Below are 17,639 nucleotides of genomic sequence, written 5' to 3' on the forward strand. Positions count from 1 at the left end.
ATTTATGACGGGGCAGTGTGCCGGGAGTGGGCAAGGCGAATCCTCGCTGCGGTCCACCCGCGCAGTCAGCCTGGATCGCGGCCAGCTGCGCGGTCACACGTCGTTGTTGCGGTCTTGCTGTTATTTCTTACACGCCGCAGGTGTGATGATGAGGATATGCGCTCCTCGTGGCCCGATTCGGCGCCCTGCGCGCCGAACCAGCGTGGCTTGGCTCGTACGCCCATTCGGGCTGCCTTCGCCTACAGCCCGCTGGCGGGGCCCCGAACGTCGCTCATATCCTCATCATCACACCTGCGGCTGCGTTAGATAGACTCGCAAGGTCGCTGGCACGGGTAGTGTGCTTTGCCTACTTTTGAAGGCCAGCGCTAGTTCAGAAGAACTCATGCGCTCGTCCTTCACGCCCCGCCTGCCGGGGCACTCCGGACATGGAGCCGGGTATAAGCGCCGGTCGCGGTGACGATTGCAATAGGGACAGTGAGTGGTCACGGTAGCCATTACGGTGGCGATCACGGCTGTCCATAACGGTCACGGTATTAACTGGTGGCTGTTCGCACATCCGGTCGTCAATCGCCAGTCTCACGCAAAGATGCCAGGCACGCTGCCTGTCCCAGCGATGTTTCAATCTTCCATGATGCAGCGGAGCAGGTCCTGGTAGGGGATGTTGCAGCGACTTTCGGGGTCCCGCCAGCGGGCTGTCGGCGAAGGCAGCCCGAATGGGCGTACGAGCCAAGCCACGCTGGTTCGGCGCGCAGGGCGCCGAATCGGGCCACGAGGAGCAAAACATCCCCTACCAGGATCTGACACGCGTATTAGGAAGAAATGTAAACGCCAGGACCTGCCCGCAGCGAGGATTCGTCCTGCCTAAGCCAGCCCGCCGCGCCGGATCAAGAGCAACACGAAAGCAGAACAAAAAACGAAAATCTCCCTTCTAGCCAACGTCTTATCGAATGACCCCGCATAAGAAATCCCCGCCGTCACCTTGCATTAAGTAGAAACACCTATATATTAGAGTCATGACACTAAAAGTTTTCGATCTTCAATGCGATCAAGGCCATGTATTCGAAGGCTGGTTCGGCTCCGCCGACAGCTACGAATCACAGCAATCGCGAGGGCTATTGAGCTGCCCGGTCTGCAACAGCAGCCGGGTGGTGAAGAAGCTATCCGCGCCCCGGCTTAACCTGAGCCATGCGCAAAGTCCTGATATCGCCCCTGCCTCATCGTCCAGCCCCGCGCGGTCAGGTGGGCAAGTCGCTGCACCCGCTGCCAAGCAAATGGCGCAGCTACAGGCTGAAGTCATGCGTCATATCCGCCAAATCGTGCGTAATACCGAAAACGTGGGGGAAAAGTTTGCTGAAGAAGCGCGTCGCATGCACGACGGCGAAACAGAAGAACGGGCTATTCGAGGAACAGCAACGCCTGAAGAAAGGGAAGAGTTGGCCCAGGAAGGGATAGCCGTAATGCCTATCCCCGATTTCCTGGACGATGATCGCTTGCAATAAGCGGATCAATTGCTGCAAACGGCGCGACGCCGTCTGCAGCAAGGTTTACATCACGCGGCTGCGGTATTCGCCAGTGCGTGTATCAATTTCGATTTTGTCGCCGATATTGCAGAACAGCGGCACGTTTACCGTCATGTCGGTGCTGGTCTTGGCTGGTTTCAGGACTTTGCCTGATGTGTCGCCCTTGACAGCGGGTTCGGTGTAGACGATTTCACGTACCACAATGGTGGGCAGCTCAACCGAAATAGCACGGCCGTCGTAGAACACGACTTCGACTTTCATGCCTTCTTCAAGGTAGTTCAGGGTGTCGCCCATGCTTTCAGCTTCGACTTCGTGCTGGTTGTATTCTTCATCCATGAAAACATACATGGGATCAGCATAGTAAGAATAGGTGCATTCTTTATGCTCGAGTTGGACAACCTCGAATTTTTCATCAGCTTTGGAAACGGATTCGCTGCCTGAACCGGTAAGCAGGTTCTTGAACTTGAGCTTGACGACAGCCGAGTTGCGGCCCGACTTGTTATATTCTGTTTTTTGTACGACCAGTGCGTCGTTGCCGACTTTAACAACGTTGCCAACGCGCAATTCTTGTGCGGTTTTCATATATTTAAAATACTCCGGGGTGTGATTGCTCCGCCAGATGCCACTGCCGGGCCGGAGCATGACTTACTAAACCCGGTATTTTAACCTGATCGGTGCTGCTGCGCGCAAAATCCGGCCAGGGTATAGGCCAAATCGGGGTATTCAGACAGTTTTTTGCTCCATTTTGCGCTGTCCGCTTGCCAGGTTTTCCAATTTTCCGGCCGCAGTGCCGTATTCATCTGCAGGGCGAACTCCGTCCGCCCACCGCGATTCCAGCCTGCCATAAGATCGCGAACCTGCCCGGAATAGGGGGATCGTTCCAGCCAGGCCTGCAGCTTGATCATATGTGCGTCCTCCTCTTGGGCGTAAATCTGCCACACCAGCGGCTTGCCGGCCCATAACGCCCGAACCAGGGAGTCCTCGCCGCGCACGAAGTTCAGGTCGCTGCTCCATAGCAACTGATCGAAAGTGGTCTGATTCACGAAGGGAATTTCATGAACGTATACATGCTCGCTTTGTTCGTTCAGCAGTTCCGGATATACGCCAGCGGGGACGATGAGTACGCTAGGGGTCGTTTGCTGCTTCAGGCTGTCAAGCAGCCCCAGGGCAGGGGCGTTGGGATAGCAAAACAAGAATGCCTGGCGCGCGCCCTGTTGTAAACGCTGGAGCTGGTTGGGCGGTACGCCCAGGGCATGAAGAAGCTCGAAGCGGTGCGCCGGCTTGGACAGCCACTGGTCACGCCTGGCCAGCAAGCCAGGTTCACGCAGCAGGCCGCCGGTGGCGGGCGTGAACCCCGGAAAAAAGAAATATTTGCGCAAGCCATTGGCTTGCATGGACGGTACCGCATGGCAGGATTCAACCCAGCTTTCGGCACTGAGATATTCCAGATTGATCCATAGGCTGTTTTCCCGGACCATGGCGTCCACGAACGCGGCGGGCGGGTCGCAGGCAAAGGCTTCGATCACGACTGAATGAGGTTTCAGCTGAGTGGTCGAGGGCGTCCAATGCATGATATCGACCGCATCTACGGTTTGCTGCGGCGCATGGGGATCGATTTGTCGTTCAATGCGGGTAAAACTGTGCAGGTCGTCAACCCACAGGCGAACTTTGCTTAGATAGGGGGGCTGCGCCAACTGCCTGGCTAAGCGCCAGCACACACCGATGTCGCCGAAGTTATCGACGACCCGGCAAAAAATATCAAAGGACTGCGCGGACATTTAGTGGAAGTGGACGGGCGCCATGTCAATTTCCTCGGGAAGCTCGGGGTGCATCATTTCACCCAGCGGATTCGGGAAATAAGGCGCGCCGCAATCGTCGCAAAATTCGACTGGATGGATGCCGGGCAGGCGTCTGACGTCGGCAATGCCCTGTTCTTTCAGCAGGGCGGCTATTTCATCGGGTACGTCGATGACTTCGCTTTCCATGCTGTCGGCAGCCGCTTCTTCTTTACTGAGCACCGGCCAGATGCAGCCATAAATAACTTCGTTGCTGTGGCGTGTACTGAAGCCCACCCGGTACTCTTCAATAACTGTGTCGCCGCAGCCTGTAATGACGGCGCGCAGATCATCGCCAGGCAGGTGCGCGGCGGTCTGTAGCCATGTGACGGCTGCTTTCAACGCCAGCGGACGTATGCGCCGGTCAGCTTCGCGGCTGTTCATATAGTAGGCGTCGGGCTGCAGGTATTCGACATGGCAGCCCGTGAACATTGGCGTGATGATTTCGCCGCTTGCGGTTTCCCAAGCTTCTTGGCAAGCTTGCCGCAGGGCGATGGCATCGTCCTGGAGCGTTTGCCACTTGAAGACGGCCTGGCCTTTGGGTACCACGATCACACCGACGGCGAAGCGCGCGTCGGCCAGCATGCCTTCAGGATCTTCCGGCTTATTGATTTGGCAGGATTCAGTCGAGGTGCCTAATGCCAACTGCGCCAGGCGCTGTGTCCAGGTATGGGTCTCCTGGAACGATTGCGGCATTTGATCGAAATTGACGAGAGCAGGAATAAGCGCCATATGGGCGCCATCCGCAACAATGCAATCTTTCAAGTGCTTGGCAAGCGCTTTGCTTTGGGCAGAGGTAAGTGTGCCATCAGGCAACTGATAACGGGTCCAGGCCACGACGGGCGCTGAAAACATCAAGGCGTCGTATTCAATGCCTTGATGGACGATGGTCGTGGATTCAGACAGGGTTTCTGCCTGTTCTACGAGAATTTCGTAGGCATTCAGATCGGTCGCCAGCAGGTGTTCAAGTACGGTTTCTATCGTCTTGTTTTTTTTGCCCTGCAAAAGTTTGTTCAACTGGGTGGCCAACAGGTTTTCCCAGTAGACATCTTCGAGCCGACTTCCGGAGCGCGCTAGCGCTTGCGTCAGGGCTACAAGACGTTGGGCATCGCGGGATAAACGGGAGGGTGGGGCAGGCATACGGAGCATAAGACAATACAAGTTGGTTAGAAGCCTAGTGTAACGCTCTACCCATCTTTGTGGGCTGCTTTACGGAAAGACTTCGATATGGTGCGCGGCACAGCTCTGTCCCGCCAGGCCGAAAAAAAGCCCCGGCGGTGCGCCGGGGCTGCTTGTTTGCGCTTGCTAAAGGCGACTGGCTATCAGTCGGCGAGCAGTTCGCGCAGTACGTAGGGCAAAATACCGCCGTGCAGGTAATAGTCGACTTCCGTGGCGGTATCTATGCGCAACAGCATATCGATCTGTTGCGAACTGCCATCTTTACGGTGCATCGTCAGCTTGATGTCTTGTTGCGGCTTGATGCCGGTTTCTATACCGGACACGTCAAATGTTTCTTCGCCTGTGATACCCAGGGAATCGACGCTGTCGTTATTCTTGAACTGCAGTGGCAAGACGCCCATGCCAACCAGATTGCTGCGATGGATGCGCTCGAAGCTGCGGGCGATCACCGCTTTGACGCCCAATAACTGGGTGCCTTTAGCCGCCCAGTCTCGCGATGAGCCCGTGCCATATTCTTCGCCTGCAAAGATGACCGTGGGAACGTCGGCCGCTACGTATTTCATGGCGGCGTCATAGATGGACAGGCGTTCGCCCGAGGGTTGGCACAGCGTTTCCCCGCCTTCAAAGCGGCTACCATCGGATAGTGCGGGAATCATCAGATTCTTGATCCGTACGTTGGCGAACGTGCCGCGCATCATGATTTCGTGGTTACCGCGTCGCGAACCATAGCTGTTGAAATCCTGCTTCATAACGCCATTCGCCTCGAGCCATTGGCCAGCGGGGGAGCTTTCCTTGATGGAGCCGGCAGGGGAAATATGATCGGTCGTCACTGAATCGCCGAATACAGCCAGGGCGCGGGCACCCTTGACGCCGGGCATGGCGGCCGGTTGCATTTCGAAGCCGTTAAAGAAGGGCGGCTCGGCGATGTAGGTGGATGAAGGCCAGGTGTAGACATCGCCTTCGACGCCGGAGACTTGCTTCCAGAGCTTGCCTGGATTGGTCTTGATTTCGGCATAGTTGCTGCGAAACACTTGGGGATCCATCGCCTGGCTCAACAGCGCCTGGACTTCGGCGTTGGTGGGCCAGATGTCGCCTAGCCAGACGTCTCCTTTTTTGCCTTTGCCGACCGGCTCGGTCATCAGATCGCGCATAACTGTGCCAGCCAGCGCATAGGCCACGACCAATGGTGGCGAGGCCAGGAAGTTGGCTTTGATGTTCGGGTGAATCCGGGCTTCGAAATTGCGGTTGCCTGAGAGCACTGCAGAGCAGACCAGACCGTTTTGCGTAATGACCTCGTTCAGATCGGGGGTCAGGTCGCCGGCATTGCCTATGCAAGTGGTACAGCCATAGGCGGCAATGTCGAAACCCAGCTTTTCAAGATAGGGCAACAGGCCGGTTTTCGTAAGATAGTCCGTAACGACGCGCGAACCGGGCGCCAGGGATGTCTTGATGTGCTTGGGCACTTTCAGGCCCGCTTCGACTGCCTTCTTGGCCATCAAGCCGGCTGCCAGCAACACGCTGGGGTTGGACGTATTCGTGCACGACGTAATGGCGGCGATCAGGATGTCGCCATTGCGCACTTTTGTTCCTGCGCTGGTAGTGAATACTTCGCCGAGTTTTTCAGCCGGCTGATTGAACCCAATGGATGAGGGTTCGGAGTAAAGACTAGAAAAGGTGTTTTTGACACTGCCCAGTTCGATGCGGTCTTGCGGGCGCTTTGGGCCTGCCAGGGATGGGGTAACTGTGGACAGATCCAGCGTAATCAACTGCGTGTAGTTGATGTCTTTTGCTTCTGGGACTCCGTACATGCCCTGGGCCTTGAAGTAAGCCTTCAGTGCATCGATTTCATCTTGGGTGCGCCCTGTGCCTTCGAAGTAGTCGATAGTGCGGTCATCGACAGGGAAAAAGCCCATCGTGGCGCCGTATTCCGGGGCCATGTTGCCGATGGTGGCGCGGTCGGTAACCGATAGCCCCGCAGTGCCCGGGCCACAGAATTCCACGAATTTACCGACCACTTTGTGTTTGCGCAGCAGTTCGGTAATGGTCAACACCAAGTCGGTGGCGGTGATGCCGCCACGCAGTTCACCTTTCAGTTCCACTCCGACCACGTCCGGGGTCAGGATATAAACAGGCTGGCCCAGCATGCCGGCCTCGGCTTCGATGCCGCCCACGCCCCAGCCGACGACGCCAATGCCGTTGATCATGGTGGTATGGCTGTCGGTGCCGACCAGCGTGTCGGGGTAGTACACCTTGTTCTTGGCATCGTAATGGACGCCACGCGCCAGATGCTCCAGGTTTACCTGGTGAACGATGCCGAAGCCGGGAGGCACGACGCCGAAAGTGTCGAAAGCCTGCATGCCCCATTTCATGAACTGATAGCGTTCCTGGTTGCGCTTGAACTCAAGCTTCATGTTCAGGTCCAGGGCGTTCTTGGTGCCGAAATAGTCGATCATGACGGAATGGTCGACGACCAAGTCTACGGGCACCAGAGGTTCAATGCTTTTGGGATCCTTGCCCATTTTGGCTGCCACCGAACGCATCGCGGCGATGTCGGCCAACAGCGGCACGCCAGTGAAGTCTTGCAATACGACCCGGGCCACGACAAAAGGAATTTCAGCGGTACGCTTGGCCTGGGGCTTCCAGGAAGCAAGTTGTTTGATGTGGGTCTGCGTGATCTTCTTGCCGTCGCAGTTGCGCAAGACCGATTCCAGTACGACCCGGATCGATACCGGAAGCCGCTGGATATTGATTCCGAGTTTTTCCCCTAGAGCAGGCAGAGAATAAAACTGGGCCGTTTTACGCCCTATCTTGAACTTTTGCAGGGTATTGAACGTGTTGTGCGGCATGGATAACTCCGATGATTGATCTTGTTGTGGCGTGATGGGTCGAACAAATGCGTGACGTGTGCTGCTTGCGCCATATTTTAGGCCTGTTTATGCCATTCATGGGACGAAAAAAAGCTCCCGATGCAGTACATCGGGAGCTTTTGTGGTGCCTGCGTATTACTGAGTGTTTATACGCTTACCGAGTCGGCGATTTCCTGGAAGTCTTCGATTTGATCGAAGTTCATGTAGCGGTAGATCTCGTCGCCTTGCGTGCTTAACAAGCCCATGTCAGCCATGTACTCTTCCTTGGTCGGGATGCGGCCCAGGCGTGAGCAAATGGCAGCCAGTTCTGCAGACCCCAGGAACACGTTGGAGTTCTTGCCCAGCCGGTTCGGGAAGTTGCGTGTACTGGTCGACATGACAGTGGCGCCTTCACGTACTTGCGCCTGGTTACCCATGCAAAGCGAGCAGCCGGGCATTTCCATGCGAGCGCCTGCACTGCCCAGAACGCCGTAATGGCCTTCTTCGGTCAGTTGCTTCTGGTCCATCTTGGTTGGCGGCGCCACCCACAGTTTCGTGGGGATATCGCGCTTGCCTTCCAGCAGCTTGGATGCGGCGCGGAAGTGGCCGATATTGGTCATGCAGCTGCCGATGAATACCTCGTCGATGACCGTGCCGGAAACGTCCGACAAAGTTTTGACATCGTCCGGGTCGTTAGGGCAGGCGACGATGGGTTCGTGCACATCGGCCAGATCGATTTCGATAACCGCGGCGTACTCGGCGTCGGCGTCGGGTTCCAGCAACTGCGGGTTGGCCAGCCAGGCCTGCATTGCCTTGATACGGCGGCCCAGAGTGCGTTCGTCTTCGTAGCCGTTGGCTATCATCCATTTCAGCAGCGTGATGTTGCTGGTGATGTATTCGATGATGGGGGCTTTGTCCAGGCGCACGCTGCAGCCAGCAGCTGAACGTTCGGCCGAGGCGTCGGACAGTTCGAATGCCTGTTCTACCTTCAGATTGGGCAAGCCTTCGATTTCCAGAATGCGGCCCGAGAAAATATTCTTCTTGCCCTGGGTTTCGATTGTCAGCAGGCCTTGCTTGATGGCATATAGCGGAATGGCGTTGACCAAGTCGCGTAGGGTGACGCCGGGCTGAAGTTCGCCCTTGAAGCGCACCAAAACGGATTCAGGCATGTCCAGAGGCATGACGCCCGTGGCGGCGGCGAAAGCCACCAGGCCGGAACCTGCAGGGAAACTGATGCCGATAGGGAAGCGGGTATGCGAATCGCCGCCAGTACCAACGGTATCGGGCAAGAGCATGCGGTTCAGCCACGAGTGAATGATACCGTCGCCGGGGCGCAACGAAATGCCGCCGCGCGTGCTGATGAAAGCGGGCAGTTCGTGGTGGGTTTTGACGTCTACGGGTTTAGGGTAGGCGGCAGTATGGCAGAACGATTGCATGACCAGGTCGGCGGAAAAGCCCAGGCAAGCCAGGTCTTTCAGTTCGTCGCGGGTCATGGGGCCGGTGGTGTCCTGGCTGCCGACTGAAGTCATCTTCGGTTCGCAGTAGGTGCCTGGACGCATGCCGCGCCCTTCGGGAAGGCCGCAAGCGCGTCCGACCATTTTTTGTGCCAGGGTAAAGCCCTTGCCGGTGTCTGCCGGCACTTCTGGCAGACGGAACAGGGTCGACACAGGCAGGCCCAGGGCTTCGCGCGCCTTGGCGGTCAGGCCGCGGCCGATAATCAGCGGAATGCGGCCGCCTGCACGGGCTTCGTCGAACAGCACGTCGGACTTGACCTTGAAGTTGGCAATGACTTCGCCATTCTTCAGGGCTACGCCTTCGTAGGGGCGCAGTTCAACGACATCGCCCATGTTCATTTGCGAGACATCCAGTTCGATGGGCAGGGCGCCGGCATCTTCCATGGTGTTATAGAAAATGGGAGCAATCTTGCCGCCCAGGCAAACGCCGCCGAAGCGCTTGTTGGGAACAAAAGGAATGTCTTCGCCGGTATGCCAGAGCACCGAGTTGGTGGCCGACTTGCGCGACGAGCCAGTACCGACCACATCGCCTACGTAAGCGATAAGGTGGCCTTTTTGCTTGAGTTCTTCTATGAACTTGATGGGGCCGACCTTGCCGGCTTCCTGGGGTTCGATGCCGGGGCGCGGGTTTTTCAACATGGCCAAGGCATGCAGCGGGATGTCGGGGCGGCTCCAGGCGTCGGGGGCGGGCGACAAGTCGTCGGTATTGGTTTCGCCGGTGACCTTGAAAACCGTAATGGTCAGGCTTTCAGGCACTTCGGGGCGGCTGGTGAACCATTCTGCATCGGCCCAGCTTTGCAAGATGGCCTTGGCGTACTGGTTGCCCTTGTCGGCTTTTTCCTTGACGTCGTGGAAGGCATCGAACACGAGCAGGGTTTTCTTCAGGCCTTCGGCGGCGACAGCGGCAAGCTCGGTGTTGTCCAGCAAATCGACCAGCGCGCTGATGTTGTAGCCGCCCAGCATGGTGCCCAGCAATTCAGTGGCGTGCTTCTTGTCGATGAGGGGACAGGTTTCTTTGCCCAGTGTGATGGCGGCCAGGTAAGAGGCTTTGACTTTAGCGGCATCATCAACGCCGGCAGGCACACGGTGTGTAATAAGGTCGACCAGGAACGCTTCTTCGCCAGCGGGCGGATTTTTAAGCAATTCGATCAGGTCGGCAGTTTGCTGTGGGGAAAGAGGAAGGGGAGGGATGCCTGACGCGGCGCGTTCGGCAACGTGTTGGCGATATGATTCCAGCATTATGCATGCCCTTTTTTTCGAGGATTAGGGGAAATTGCTTCTACCTGATTGTAGAAGGAAGCAGGCACGGAAGCAAATGTCTTATATCTTATATAAGACCTAAAAGACGCTTGTGTTGCGTTGATGCTAAAAGCGAAGACCGCTTCTGCCGTTTTTACGTTTGGAGGTCGGCGTATTCCTGGTGTCGGCGCATATAAGCGGCAGCATACGAACACTGCGGACGTACCGTCCAGCCATTTTCGCGGGCGGTCTCAAGGGCGTGCTTGGTAAGGTCGGCCGCAATGCCGCGGCCTCCTACGGCTTCTGGCACGCCCGTGTGTGTGATCGTCATGACCCCGTTCAACAATTCGTAGTCCAGTACGCTAAGAATGCCGTCTTCGGTCCATTCGAATCGTTGCTTGGCAAGGTTATGTTCAATGCTGCGGCTCATTGGGAATCCTGGGAAAGGAAGAAATCAGACATTCATTGTAAGCAGGATCAGGCTCCACAGCAGGATCATAGCGATAATGCCGACAAAGCAGCCGCCCCACAAGCCGATCAGCGGCCATTTGATGCGTGAGGGCACATCGGCGGGCTGTACGTGCGCGAGCAAGCGATTGGCTTGGCCGATGATCCAGAAAGTACGCGTGGGAAAGGAAATCCTAAGGAAGTAATCCAGCAGGATGGTGGCCCGTACTGAAAGAGGGTAACGTTCCCAGGCATGCTGTTTCAGGTAAGGATGGCGAAATATTTCGTTGGTTTTTCTGAGCCTGAGCAGAATCAGCACAAACCCCGAAACAATAGCGGTCATTGCACAGGCGACAAGCAGAGTAAAACTAAAAGGCAAAGCGTAAAAAGCGAAGGTTTCAAGCATGATGGGAGGCGTCAAGCGCGGAGCGGCAAAAAGTGTAAGGATAACCTGCGTTGGAATTGCGCAGGTTTGCGGCGTTTTTTACACGCCACAAGCCCCCGCGCGTCAGATTACGTATAAATCCACATATTCGTGCACGGGCATGGATTCCAGTGCCTCCTGAGTCAGGGATACGTCAAGGATACGCTGCTGTTGCCTGGCCGGAAATTGGCGTGCAAGGTTATTGCGGAACTTGTCTTCCAGCAAAGGAATGCCGTCGCTGCGGCGGCGCTTGTGCCCTATTGGGTACTCGCAAACGATTTCGTCCAGTTTGCTGCCGTCGTTGAATTCTACCGTCAGGCCATTGGCGATCGACCGCATTTCCGGGTTGTGATAGTCGGCGGTAAACGCTTTGTCTTCGACACATACGATTTTATCGCGCAGTGCATCAATGCGCGGATCAGCCGCAATCGTATCCTCGTAATCGTAAGCCGTAAGACGGCCGAAAATAATGGGAACGGCCACCATGTACTGGATGCAGTGGTCCCGGTCGGCCGGGTTGTCCAGAGGGCCCTTTTTGTCGATGATGCGTATGCAGGCTTCGTGGGTGCGAATGGTGATTTTCTTGATGTCGCTTTCTGCCTTGCCTGCGGCCTTGAGCTTCTGATGGATGATCATGGCGCATTCCACCGCAGTTTGTGAATGGAACTCGGCGGGGTAGGAAATCTTGAACAGTACGTTTTCCATGACGTAGCTGCCATAAGGCCGCTGGAATTTGAAGGGCTGGCCTTTGAAGAGCACGTCGTAAAAGCCCCAGGTTTTGGCCGACAGCACTGACGGATAGCCCATTTCGCCAGTCTGGGCGATAAGCGCAAGGCGAACCGCGCGACTGGTGGCATCGCCGGCTGCCCAGCTCTTGCGGCTGCCAGTATTGGGTGAGTGACGGTAGGTACGCAGGCTTTGCCCGTCTACCCAGGCCAGCGACACCGCATTAAGAGTTTCTTCGCGAGTCAGGCCAAGCAATTGCGACACCACGGCGGTAGACGCCACTTTCACCAACAGTACGTGATCAAGGCCGACCTTGTTGAACGAGTTCTCCAACGCAATGCAACCCTGGATTTCGTGCGCCTTGATCATGGCCGTCAGGACGTCGCGCATGGTTAGCGGTGTTTTGCCGACGGCCACCGCGTTGCGTGACAGCCAGTCGGCGGTAGCCAGGATCGCGCCCAGGTTGTCGGAGGGGTGCCCCCATTCTGCGGCAAGCCACGTATCGTTGAAGTCCAGCCACCGTATCATGGCCCCGATATTGAACGCGGCCTGGACTGGATCCAGCTGGAACTGGGTGCCAGGTACTTTGGCGCCATTGGGCACTACCGTACCGCGAACCACCGGCCCCAGCAGTTTGGTGCAAGCGGGATACTGCAGTGCTTCAAGGCCGCAGCCCAAGGTATCGATCAGGCACAGGCGCGCGGTTGCATAGGCGAGCGTGGATTGGATCTGGTAGTTTTGGGTGTAATCGACGATATCTACCAGGACGGGGTCCCAGCTGGGTTGTTTGACAGGTGACGTTTGCATACAGACTCCCGAACGGTAGATAACAAGTTTCTAGAACGCGTCGCCAGGCACGCGTACCCACCCCTCCATCAGTACGCGCGCACTGCGGCTCATGATGGCCTTGGTAACCGCCCAATCATCGCCATTCTGGCTGGCTTCGGCGCCTACCCGTAAGGTTCCCGAGGGATGACCAAAGCGTACTGCATTGCGCGCACCGCCGCCAGCAGCCAGATTCACCAGCGTGCCCGGAATGGCGGCGGCCGCGCCAATAGCGACAGCCGCAGTGCCCATCATGGCATGGTGAAGCTTGCCCATGGATAGCGCACGCACAAGCAGGTCGATGTCGTCGGCCGAAACTTGCTTGCCACTGGAAGCTACGTAATCGGCCGGCCTGGCGACAAAAGCGACTTTAGGCGTGTGTTGGCGTTGAGCCGCTTCATCGATATGTTTGATAAGCCCCATGCGCACCGAGCCATGGGCGCGTATGGTTTCGAACATCGCCAACGCTTTTTCGTCGCCATTGATGGCGTCTTGCAGTTCGGCGCCGGTATAGCCTATGTCTTGAGCATTGATGAAGATAGTCGGGATGCCGGCATTGATCATGGTGGCTTTCAGCGTGCCGACGCCAGGCACCTCGAGGTCGTCGACCAGGTTGCCGGTGGGGAACATTGAGCCGCCCGCGCCGTCTTCATCTGCGGCGGGATCCATGAACTCTAGTTGCACTTCCGCGGCGGGGAAGGTGACGCCATCCAGTTCGAAATCACCGGTTTCCTGCACGAGGCCATTAGTGATGGGTACGTGCGCAATAATGGTTTTTCCGATGTTGGCCTGCCAAATGCGCACCGTCGCGATCCCGTCTTGGGGGATGCGGCTGGCATCGATCAGCCCGTTGCTTAGCGCGAACGGCCCGACGGCGGCTGAAAGATTGCCGCAATTGCCGCTCCAGTCGATAAATGCCTTGTCGATGGAGACCTGGCCAAATAAATAATCAACGTCGTGATCGGGCCGGCTGCTTTTAGACAGGATAACGGTCTTGCTCGTGCTGGAGGTGGCGCCGCCCATACCGTCGGTTTGCTTGCCGTATGGGTCGGGACTGCCGATGACGCGCATCAGCAGCGCATCGCGTGCTGCGCCGGGCGCCCGTGCTACTTCGGGAAGATCCTGAAGCCGGAAGAACACGCCTTTGCTGGTGCCCCCGCGGATATAGGTGGCGGGCACTTTGATTTGTGGTACGTGAGCCATGAGCACTTTTCCTTTTTCTTAAGCGGTCGCAGTCGATTCCAGGAAGTCCTGGGCGAAACGCTGCAATACACCGCCAGCCTCGTAGATCGACACCTCTTCCGCCGTGTCCAGACGACAGGTGACGGGCACTTCGGTGCGTTCGCCGTTTTTGCGGTTAATCACCAGTGTCAGCGTGGCGAGTGGCGTGCACTCGCCAATGACATCGAAGGTTTCCGTGCCGTCGATATTCAGCGTCTTGCGGTTTACGCCTGGTTTGAATTCAAGCGGTACTACGCCCATGCCAACAAGATTGGTGCGGTGAATGCGCTCGAAGCCTTCGGCAACGATGGCCTCGACGCCCGCCAAGCGTACGCCCTTGGCGGCCCAATCACGCGAAGATCCCTGGCCGTAATCGGCACCCGCAACGATGATCAGCGGTTGCTTGCGTTCCATGTAGGTTTCTATGGCTTCCCACATACGGGAGACCTTGCCTTCGGGTTCGATGCGTGCCAGCGAGCCTTGCTTGACCTGGCCGTTCTCCTGGACCATTTCGTTCAACAGTTTTGGGTTGGCAAAGGTGGCGCGTTGCGCGGTAAGGTGATCGCCGCGGTGAGTTGCGTAGGAGTTGAAGTCTTCTTCCGGCAATCCCATCTTGGCCAGGTATTCACCGGCAGCACTGGACGCCATAATGGCATTGGACGGAGACAGGTGATCAGTAGTGATGTTGTCACCCAGCACGGCCAGCGGACGCATGCCCTTGAGCGCGCGTTCACCGGCCAGCGCGCCTTCCCAGTAGGGCGGACGGCGGATGTAGGTGCTTGTTGGGCGCCAGTCATAGAGCGGGCTAAGTTTCTCGCTGTTGTCGACGCTGACGGCGAACATCGGTTCGTAAACTTGGCGGAATTGTTCTGGTTTGACGCTGGCGGCAACGATAGTGTCGATCTCCTCGTCCGTTGGCCAGAGATCTTTCAGGGTGACTGGGTTGCCTTCCTTGTCGATACCCAGAATATCTTTTTCGATATCGAAGCGGATGGTGCCTGCGATGGCATAGGCAACCACCAGCGGCGGCGAGGCCAGGAAAGCCTGCTTCGCGTAGGGGTGGATACGCCCGTCGAAGTTCCGGTTTCCTGATAGCACGGCCGTGGCGTACAGGTCTCGGTCGATGATTTCTTGCTGGATGACGGGATCCAGGGCGCCGCTCATGCCGTTGCACGTGGTGCAGGCAAAGCCCACGATGCCAAAACCCAGGCTTTCCAGTTCGGGCAGCAACTTGGCGTCTTCCAGATACAGTTGCACTGCCTTGGAGCCGGGCGCCAGCGAGGTCTTGACCCAGGGTTTACGGGTCAGGCCACGCGCGTTGGCGTTACGGGCCAGCAGCGCGGCGGCAATCACGTTGCGCGGGTTGCTGGTGTTCGTACAGCTGGTGATTGCGGCGATGATGACTGCGCCGTCCGGCATTAGGCCAGGTTCGTTTTCCACCTTGCCCGATATGCCACGCGCTGCAAGTTCGGAGGTAGGTACGCGACGATGCGGGTTCGATGGCCCGGCGATATTGCGTACGACGGTCGACAGGTCGAACTTGAGCACGCGTTCATATTCGGCGCTTTTCAGGCTGTCGGCCCAGAGGCCCGCCTGTTTGGCATAGGTTTCTACCAGCTTGACTTGAGCGTCGTCGCGGCCGGTGAGTTTCAGGTAATCGATGGTTTGTTGATCGATGTAGAACATCGCCGCGGTGGCGCCGTATTCAGGCGTCATGTTGGAGATGGTGGCGCGATCACCAAGCGTCAGGCGAGACGCGCCTTCGCCATAGAATTCGAGGTAGGACGATACGACTTTTTCATTGCGCAGGAATTCGGTCAGCGCCAGCACCAGGTCAGTGGCGGTTGAGCCAGGCCGCAGCTTGCCTGTCAGTTCCACGCCAATGATATCGGGCAGGCGCATCCAGGATGCGCGACCGAGCATCACGCTTTCCGCTTCCAGACCACCCACGCCGATGGCGATTACGCCCAGCGCGTCGACGTGTGGGGTGTGGCTATCTGTTCCTACGAGCGTGTCAGGAAAGGCGACCCCGTCGAGCGCATGCACGACCGGCGACATCCGCTCGAGGTTGATCTGGTGCATGATGCCGTTGCCGGGAGGAATGACATCGACGTTCTTGAACGTTTTCTTCGTCCAGTTGATGAAATGGAAGCGATCGTCATTGCGGCGGTCTTCGATGGCGCGGTTTTTCTCGAAAGCATCCTTCTCGAAACCGCCATGTTCGACAGCCAGGGAATGGTCGACGATCAGTTGAGTTGGCACCACAGGGTTGACCAACGAGGGGTCGCCGCCTTTTGCTGCAATGGCGTCGCGCAACCCAGCCAAGTCCACGAGCGCAGTTTGGCCCAAGATGTCATGGCAAACCACGCGCGCCGGAAACCACGGAAAGTCCAGATCACGCTTGCGCTCGATGAGCTGCTTGAGTGAAGCCGTCAGCGTGGCTGGATCACAGCGGCGCACCAGGTTTTCAGCCAGTACGCGAGACGTATAAGGTAGTGTGTCGTAGGCGCCGGGCTTGATGGCGTCGACTGCCGCACGGGCGTCGAAGTAGTCGAGTTTGGTACCGGGGAGGGGTTTGCGGTTTGCGGTGTTCATGGCATCCGGAAGAAAAGAGGTGATGTCCAAGGGGGTGTTGGGCGGGGGAGCCGCCGGGGCACGGAGCCCGGGCTTCCCCCCCCTGTCGCTGTTAGCGCTTGGCGAGCGGAACGAACTTTTGATCTTCAGGGCCGATATAGTTGGCGGTAGGCCTGATGATCTTGTTGTCGGCACGCTGCTCAAGGACGTGCGCAGCCCAGCCCGCTGTACGGGCAATCACGAACAACGGCGTGAACATGGCTGTAGGTACACCCATCATGTGGTAGGAAACGGCCGAGAACCAGTCCAGGTTCGGGAACATTTTTTTGGCGTCCCACATGGCGCTTTCAAGGCGTTCGGCGATGTCGAACATTTTCGTGTTGCCTTGTTTCTTGGACAGTTTGCGAGCAACTTCCTTGATGACCTTGTTGCGCGGATCGGATACCGTGTAAACGGGGTGCCCGAAGCCGATCACCACTTCTTTGTTTTCGACGCGGCGACGAATGTCGGCTTCGGCCTCGTCGGGAGTGTCGTAGCGTTTTTGGACTTCGAATGCCACTTCGTTGGCGCCGCCATGCTTGGGGCCGCGCAGCGCGCCGATTCCGCCTGCAATGGCCGAATACATGTCAGAGCCTGTACCGGCGATTACGCGGCTGGTAAAGGTGGATGCATTGAATTCGTGCTCGGCGTAAAGGATAAGCGAGGTATGCATGGCGCGAACCCAATCTTCGTTGGGTTCTGTGCCGTGCAGCAGGTGCAGGAAGTGGCCGCCGATGCTGTCGTCGTCAGTTTGCACGTCGATGAAGCGGCCGTTATGGCTGAAGTGATACCAATACAGAAGCGCTGAACCCAGATTGGCCATCAGACGATCGGCGATATCGCGGGCGTCGGGGGCGTTATGGTCATCTTTTTCAGGCAGCACGCAACCCAGCACTGAAACCGCAGTCCGCATGACGTCCATCGGGTGGCTGGCGGCCGGCAGCGCTTCCAGGGCGCTTTGCAGCGCGGCGGGAAGGCCGCGCATGCTGCGCAGTTTTTCCTTGTAGGTCTTGAGCTCTGCCTTGTTGGGCAGCTTGCCGTGAATAAGCAGGTGGGCGACTTCTTCGAACTCGCAGGTTTCCGCGATATCGAGAATATCGTAACCGCGGTAGTGCAGATCGTTGCCGCTGCGCCCTACGGTGCACAAGGCGGTGTTGCCTGCTACGACGCCCGAAAGGGCAACGGATTTCTTTGGTTTAGGACCGGGTTTAATGTCTTTTGTATCGGTAGTAGCCATGTCTCAACTCCTG

12 protein-coding genes are annotated in these 17,639 nt (G+C 57.4%); 1 reads left to right on the forward strand and 11 read right to left on the reverse strand.

Features of this window, described 5'->3' with window-relative positions:
* Positions 1–1,013: 1,013 nt before the first annotated feature.
* On the forward strand, positions 1,014–1,499 hold the full coding sequence (locus ABWO67_RS05980) for a DUF1178 family protein (RefSeq protein ID WP_353148934.1): 486 nt from the start codon (positions 1,014–1,016) through the stop codon (positions 1,497–1,499).
* A gap of 45 nt (positions 1,500–1,544) precedes the next feature.
* On the opposite strand, the gene efp is transcribed toward ABWO67_RS05980, so the two are convergent.
* The 11 genes from efp to prpC all read right to left on the reverse strand — a co-directional run bounded on the left by efp (position 1,545) and on the right by prpC (position 17,626).
* Positions 1,545–2,102, reverse strand: a complete 558-nt coding sequence (gene efp / locus ABWO67_RS05985) for an elongation factor P (RefSeq protein WP_353148936.1) — start codon at positions 2,100–2,102, stop codon at positions 1,545–1,547.
* An 80-nt stretch (positions 2,103–2,182) separates the two neighbouring features.
* The gene (gene earP / locus ABWO67_RS05990; protein WP_353148939.1) at positions 2,183–3,298 is read right to left on the reverse strand and encodes an elongation factor P maturation arginine rhamnosyltransferase EarP; all 1,116 of its coding nucleotides are present in this window, start codon (positions 3,296–3,298) and stop codon (positions 2,183–2,185) included.
* On the reverse strand, positions 3,299–4,495 hold the full coding sequence (locus tag ABWO67_RS05995; protein WP_353148942.1) for a DUF2863 family protein: 1,197 nt from the start codon (positions 4,493–4,495) through the stop codon (positions 3,299–3,301).
* Between the two features lie 182 nt (positions 4,496–4,677).
* The gene (acnA, locus tag ABWO67_RS06000) at positions 4,678–7,380 is read right to left on the reverse strand and encodes an aconitate hydratase AcnA (protein ID WP_353148944.1); all 2,703 of its coding nucleotides are present in this window, start codon (positions 7,378–7,380) and stop codon (positions 4,678–4,680) included.
* A gap of 167 nt (positions 7,381–7,547) precedes the next feature.
* A complete protein-coding gene (acnB, locus tag ABWO67_RS06005) occupies positions 7,548–10,133 on the reverse strand; it encodes a bifunctional aconitate hydratase 2/2-methylisocitrate dehydratase (RefSeq protein ID WP_353148946.1) in 2,586 nt (861 codons plus the stop codon).
* Between the two features lie 154 nt (positions 10,134–10,287).
* Positions 10,288–10,563 carry a GNAT family N-acetyltransferase gene (locus ABWO67_RS06010; RefSeq protein ID WP_353148948.1) on the reverse strand — a complete coding sequence of 92 codons (276 nt, stop codon included), beginning with the start codon at positions 10,561–10,563 and terminating at the stop codon, positions 10,288–10,290.
* A 24-nt stretch (positions 10,564–10,587) separates the two neighbouring features.
* Positions 10,588–10,986, reverse strand: coding sequence for a hypothetical protein (locus tag ABWO67_RS06015; RefSeq protein WP_353148951.1), 399 nt, complete (start codon positions 10,984–10,986; stop codon positions 10,588–10,590).
* Between the two features lie 102 nt (positions 10,987–11,088).
* Positions 11,089–12,537, reverse strand: coding sequence for a bifunctional 2-methylcitrate dehydratase/aconitate hydratase (locus ABWO67_RS06020; protein ID WP_353148954.1), 1,449 nt, complete (start codon positions 12,535–12,537; stop codon positions 11,089–11,091).
* A 30-nt stretch (positions 12,538–12,567) separates the two neighbouring features.
* Positions 12,568–13,758, reverse strand: a complete 1,191-nt coding sequence (prpF, locus tag ABWO67_RS06025; RefSeq protein ID WP_353148957.1) for a 2-methylaconitate cis-trans isomerase PrpF — start codon at positions 13,756–13,758, stop codon at positions 12,568–12,570.
* A gap of 18 nt (positions 13,759–13,776) precedes the next feature.
* Positions 13,777–16,371: a Fe/S-dependent 2-methylisocitrate dehydratase AcnD gene (gene acnD, locus ABWO67_RS06030; protein ID WP_353148960.1), complete on the reverse strand. Its 2,595-nt coding sequence runs from the start codon at positions 16,369–16,371 to the stop codon at positions 13,777–13,779.
* Positions 16,372–16,462: 91 nt separating this feature from the next.
* Positions 16,463–17,626, reverse strand: coding sequence for a bifunctional 2-methylcitrate synthase/citrate synthase (gene prpC, locus ABWO67_RS06035; RefSeq protein ID WP_353148963.1), 1,164 nt, complete (start codon positions 17,624–17,626; stop codon positions 16,463–16,465).
* Between the last annotated feature and the right edge of the window lie 13 nt (positions 17,627–17,639).

Source organism: Pollutimonas bauzanensis, from assembly GCF_040393045.1.
GTDB classification, from domain to species: Bacteria; Pseudomonadota; Gammaproteobacteria; order Burkholderiales; family Burkholderiaceae_B; genus Pollutimonas; species Pollutimonas bauzanensis_A.